This is a genomic window from uncultured Methanobrevibacter sp. (genome assembly GCF_902788255.1).
In the GTDB taxonomy this organism is placed as follows: domain Archaea; phylum Methanobacteriota; class Methanobacteria; order Methanobacteriales; family Methanobacteriaceae; genus Methanocatella.
Map to the genome: position 1 here is coordinate 1 of NZ_CADAJR010000053.1, position 6,655 is coordinate 6,655.

Genomic DNA, 6,655 nt, shown 5'->3' on the forward strand with positions numbered 1-6,655 from the left:
CTTTAAAATAATTAGACAAATATTATAATATTAAATTTTATAAATTGCTAATGTAGATAAGACAATTAATAAATCACAATAATCTATTAATTTTAAAATCAAAAAACAAAACTTTTATCCTTTAATTTTAAAATTAAAAAATTAAAAAGGAAAGCATTTGCCAAAAAAATAATAAATTTAGAGGTTTATTATCTAAAAATCTATGAAGCTTAAATAGGTATTTTTTTGGCAAACACCCCATCATAAACAAAAATTTTAACTATTCTTCTTCCTCTTTATCCTTCTGACGCTTATAACCAACAAGCAACAATAACAATGCAACAATACAAATTAATCCTAATTGGAGATAATCTGAAGACTTGCTAACCACATTGTCATGCTCATCAATCTCATAGGCATTAGGGTTAGCAGCACTGCTTCCACTATCACTAGGACTAGCAGCACTAATGCTTGGAGCAACATCTCCACCAACACCAGGAGCAGCATCATGATCAGAACCTAAAACAGCATCACTGTTAGAATCTGTTCCATTACCGGAAACATCACCATCATGACTTCCATGACCGTTTCCACGGGCATTTCCGCTACCACTATGAGAAGTACCATTTCCAACAGCACCACTGAAACCGGTACCGTTAGACAATCCATCCAATATGCGATTAATCCAAGCAAAATCACCAGTGCCACGACCAGAACCGTTCCTGACATAATCCTTCAACCAGTCAGGATAATAATCCTCACTCATAGTATTCTTAGGATTTCCATTGGTATTGTTCTTGATATTGGTACCACTAGGGCCTTCAACCTGCCTGTTGGTGCTCGCACCGGTACGTTTGGATGTGGTCTGGGTATTGATCACATTGTTGGAGATAGTGGAATTGTAGGTAGTGGAATTCTTAACCTTACCAATAATCTTAACGCCATAATTACCATTGGTTGTAATGTTGTTGTATTGGATATTGTAGGTGTGTCCGCCACCTGTGTTCTGAACGTAGCTGATTCCGTAAACATATGCGTTGGACTTATAGTCTCCAAGATTGTTCACGATGATTGTATTGTTCAGGATATTGTCTCCAGTGTCCTGTGCCTCAATGCCGCTTACAAGACACCATGAGGGGTTGGTTCCGTCATTGCTTGCGTTGCCTGTGACATTGATGAAATTGCTTATGATGTCAATGAATGTGTCACCATAGAAATTCTGGGAATAGATGCCGCAATTAGGGCCGCGGTTAAATGTGGTCAGATTGTTGAATGCCACCTTGGCATTATAGACAGGCCCGTTGATCTGAATCGGATAGGCAGTCCCCATACCTGCCTTACCACCATTGGTAAAGACAGAGATGTTATTGGCAATGACAGTGATGTCATTTAACCTGTACAAATCCAATCCTTGAAGATAATTGTCATGGCCCACTTGGGTATAGAAATCCTCGCTTATGATGGTGTTCCTCTCCACCAATGAATGGCTGCACCCATACAGGATAACAGTATCGAGTGTAGGGTAAAAATCATCCCCTCCATTTACAGTGGAACGGATGTAATTGTTGGATAAAGTCAGATTCTCACAGTAATCAGCAGCAAAGGCAGCTACAGTATCCATGCTCACACTACCATAAGCGCCTGAAAAACTCCAGACAATATACTTTATAGGCAACTCGCAATCGATATGGTTGCCATAGACAAGGCTATCATGAGTATCCCTTAAAAGGATAGGGTAATTATAGGTATTTGCATCAAATGCATGGCCTAGAAGGTTGATTGTATTGTTGATGATCTTTAAGCCAACAAAGTCATCATGATGCCCGTCAGAATAGATTCCAAAGGCAGTTGCATTCACAGGAGTGGTATAATTCAATGTGCAATTGTAGATTGTTATGTTGTCTCCATGAACATAGATTCCCGCCTGATGGTTGTCCTCGAATTCCTTGTCCAAGACCATTTTAATGTTAGACAACACAATTCCGTTGGCGCCTAAATCAAAAACGGTATTGTAGAACAGGGAATCCTTAGCAGTGACACGAGTATTGTTGGAAGTGAACCTGATTACACCGAGATTGTCGAAGTTGCCTCCGAAAATCAGGGTGCTGTTGCCATACTCGGACTTCAGGACATTGTCTGCAAAGAACTCATTGAAATTAGCACTGTCTATATAGTAAGTGTCATTGCCTAAAGACCCATTGGAAACGTTGCTGGAACCTTTAGCATTTCCAGAATCCTTTAAAGCCTTATTGGAAGAAGAACCGGAATACACAACATCATCATTATCATTTTCAACAGATACCTCATCCCAAGTGGAAACAGTATCATCTGAGCTTCCAGAGGCTAGATTGGATGAGGATGAAATGCTATCGCTGCCTCCACCTACAGAAGATGCATAATAAGAATCCTCCACTGTGGAAACGGGGCTTGACTCAATGTCATCAACTGAAAGAGAGCCGATTCCATTTTCCAATGAAAGAGAATCGCTATCGGCTGCATAAACGGAAGAGACAGAGACCAATAGGATCATTACCATTGAAAACAATATCAATTGTTTTTTTATCTTTTGCATATTTCAGTTCCCTTATTTTATTATTTAATATTCTTTCAACCACCAAATTACATTTTAAAACATTATCTTTTTAAGTTTAATTACAAATAAAATGTTTCCATTATACTCATAAAAAAAATCAAAATAAATCTCCATTGGAAATTTATTTCTTATTCCAATCCACATAAACATTGGAATAAGAAACAAATCCCCTTTAAGGGAAACACGGAAAATAAAAGAAAAAATAAAAAAGAAGGAAAGGCAACTTATTCCTCCTTTTTTTATTTTTCTTTATTTTCTGGACATTTTTCTCCTTTTTTTGGAAAACTTATTTTTTTTTTTGATATGAATTTTAAATGAGGCTTTAAACTATTTTTTGAAAACTTTCAAATAAATTCTTCCAAACTATCTGAAAAGAATTTATTTATTATTCCAACCCAAAGATCGATTGGAATAAGAAATAAATCCTCCTTTTAGAAAATATAAAAGATTAATAGGTCTAAAAAAATGTATTTAGACCCATTAATTAATAAACAATTTTTATTTGACTGTTATTGCTGCCTTTTTGCTGATTGCCTTGTAGGTTGTGTCTCCTGCAAACTTGGCTACAGCAGTGTATTTGCCTTTCTTGGTGAGCTTGACTTTCACGGTTGCAATACCCTTTGCATTGGTCTTTGCAGTGTAGGTCTTCTTGTTTACTGTGAAAGTGATCTTCTTACCCTTGATAGCCTTGCCTTTAGCGTCCTTAAGGGTGAAGGTAAGCTTTTTGGTTGCTTTTACCTTGAAGGTCTTTTTGGCAAAGGTTGCTTTGGTAGCCTGCTTGTTTACAGTCACTTTCACTGCTTTCATGGAAGCCTTGTAGTCATTGTCACCGAGGAATGACAAGGTGTAGTAGTATGTGCCTGCCTTAGCATAATTCACATTCACTTTAGCAACACCATTCTTGTCAGTAGTCACAGTAGAGGTCTTGCCGTTCACAGTCACTTTGACAGCCTTATTGGCAAGGACCTTGCCATCTGCATCCTTCAAGGTTACTGATAATGTTTTGGCGACCTTAGCGGTAGCGGTCAAGTCACTTGCAGTAATGCTAGTTGCAGTCTGGTTTACAGTGATGTAGACTGGAACTTCAACAGGGACTTCCACAGTCACATTGTTGATTACAAGTACAGTGCTTAAAGAACCAGTAGAACCTTTGTAGTCATCATTTTCCTCAAAGGTGACTGTAATGTCAAGCTTGCCGGTTACATCGGTCAAGTTGGTTAAAGCAATGGACAATGTACCGTCAGTTCCAATAGCGTATGGGGTTGCGTCAGCACCATTAATGCTGATCAACACTTCTTCTTCAGCCATGGCATTTCCACTTGCATCAGTCAAGTTAATGAAAAGATTACCGTCAGCATCAATTTCAGCAACCATAACTGTTTCAGTTCTGGATTGAGTTGTGTTGACAAAATCACTGTCACCTTCAGTTACAACACCAACACTAGGGACACCAGTGCATCCTTCAATGCGGTATCTTTCAACAGGAGTTGTTCCAGTAGGAACATCAACGATGCCTTTAACAGCTACATTAGTGAAAGTACAATCATAGAAATTAATTGCATCCTCAAAAGTCCAACCTAAATTGTTTTTAACTAATGAATTGCCAGCAATATTTTCAAAAGTACAATTTTTAAAGTTGATTTGACCATATTTATAAATGTTTATTAAACTGTCATCGAGAGCACAATCTTTAAAAATACAGTTAGTGAAATTATATGAAAAAGAACTTTCAACATCTACAAGATTTTCAGGAGGTTCTTGTGAAATTTCAGAATTGGCGTTTATAGTTGAATTAATAAAAATACAATCCTCAAAAGTTAAATCATTATCCATTTTGAATATTGAATCTAAAAAAGTCATATTTTTAAAATTTTGAGTAAAATGTTGATGATAAGTTGAACCTATCTTCAAAGTTGTTCTGAGCCCATGAATAAATATCACGTTTTCCTTTTCCATTCCAATTACAGTGAAATTTATCATTTCTTCTGCTGAATTAGCACCAAAATACTTACCATTATATAAATATATAATGCCTCCATCATTTACACTACGACAAGCTTTTTTATATCTACGCGCAATTTGGTCAATAGCATCCTCGTAAGCTTCTTGATCATTAGGATCAACAACAATATCACTAATATCAACGTAGACTACCTCTTCACCCTCTAATCGAGTCGCACTTAATTTAGGGACTACACAAGTCTGAGGAACATAATCTAAATCGCCTTTACTGAGACCATAATGATTTCCGGATTCATTATAACGTACTGACTGGGTACAATTATAGAAGTAGTTATCATAGAATACATAATCGTTACCAGAAATAACTACAGTATCTCCAGAACCCGTATGATTTATGAATGTATTGTTGTGAATATCACAACTTGGGTCTCCGGTTGAAACATTATGGGAGCAGTTTGTACAGTTAGGACAGTTAGGGCAACTGCAATTTGTACAATTATTACAGTAAGTAACATTTATACATTTTGCAGAAATGGCTGTGCCATTTGTAGCATCATTATTGATGAAAATTGAATTGAATACTGTTAAGTTTCCTATATTTTGGACTCCAATTGCTCCACCGCGACCATTTGAATTTAGATTAGCATTATTGGTAAAATTACAGGAATCTACAGTAATGTTATAAATTGATCCTTGGTAACTGTATCCGCATATAGCTCCTCCACCAGTATCAGTAGTACAATTATTTCCAATGAATTTGGAATTGTTTACTATGAGTTTGCCGTATGAGAATAATGCTCCGCCATTCCATCCTGCAACATTGTCGGTGAATGTGGAATCTGAAATAGTGGTGTTTGCAAATGTGTGAGTGTGGATTGCTCCAGCCCACCAAGTTGCCACATTATGAATAAATGTAGAACCGGTTACAGTTAAATTTCCACAATTGTTTATTGCCCCAGGCTCCAATCTTCCACTATTGTTTTCAAATCTGCAGTTTTCAACATTCATCTGTACAGTTCCAGTAGTAGCGTAATTAGTTACTGCACCAAATCCATCGTTACAGTTAGTGAAGTTACAGCCACTAATGTTCATATAACCTTTATCATTCCAGATTACTGAAGATTTATATGCATGAGTATGGATATTATCAAAACGACAATTAATGAACTTATTAGTACCAGTAGTAGCAAATTTAATAAGCACACTAGCATCCATATCCTTAAAAATAACATCTTGGAAAGTAATGCTTAAATCGCCACTACTTACAAATGGAATAATGTTTGAATTTCCACCGGTAATGTAAGTATGAGAATTACCATAAATTGTAGCACTATTTGCAAATGTTATTTGACTTGTTGCAGTAATATAATCTCCAGATAAGCTAATATATTTAGTAGATTCACTTGAACATTCATCCTTTAAATCAGCCCAATTAGATACTTGAATTATATTTGCTTTTGTTGGTTCAGAATCCTCAATTTCAGACTCTTTACCAATTCCATCAGTTTGTATTTCATCATTTATTTCTTCTGTTGATGCATCATCAGGAACAACAGGTTCAGTTGTCACATCCTCAACAGCCTCAACAGGAGTTTCATCCGCTATTGCAGAATCACTTATGTCTTCAGAGACTGTGTCGACAGAAACTGCATCATCGGCAGCTGCATTTTGAGCATCTGCTGAGATATCATCTGCTGCGCTTGCAACCCCTATGAAACAACAAAGAAAAATTAAACATATAGCTAAAAGTTTAATGTTTTTTGTCCTCATATTTAGACACCTATAAAAAATTTAATTTACATAAACTGATTTAATCCTCCGATAAATAAGAGAAATTAAATCCATAAATCAAATAAATAACCTATTAATTTTTTAATAAGAAATTTATTTTTTATTCCAACCCAAACCTCGGATTAGAATAAGAAATAAATCCCATTTATCTTTAGGAAATGCGAATAAATAATGAAATCCAAAAACCAACTTTTTTATAACTTATTATGATAATGCATAAACTTTTTATGTGTTTCTGTGAAAAACACATAAACCTGTTTCAATACTTTAAAACTATTTTTGAGTTTATGAAGATCTAAAAATTTATATTATTGTGACGAAAATATTAAC

General features: G+C 35.7%; 2 protein-coding genes. Both read right to left on the minus strand.

Annotated elements, in window-relative coordinates; all coding sequences use genetic code 11:
• Nucleotides 1–259: 259 nt before the first annotated feature.
• Nucleotides 260–2,551 (minus strand): hypothetical protein, encoded by a 2,292-nt coding sequence (locus tag QZV03_RS10945; RefSeq protein WP_296876741.1) that lies wholly within the window; start codon nucleotides 2,549–2,551, stop codon nucleotides 260–262.
• 519 nt (nucleotides 2,552–3,070) lie between these two features.
• Nucleotides 3,071–6,304 carry an Ig-like domain-containing protein gene (locus QZV03_RS10950; RefSeq protein ID WP_296876743.1) on the minus strand — a complete coding sequence of 1,078 codons (3,234 nt, stop codon included), beginning with the start codon at nucleotides 6,302–6,304 and terminating at the stop codon, nucleotides 3,071–3,073.
• Nucleotides 6,305–6,655: the final 351 nt, after the last annotated feature.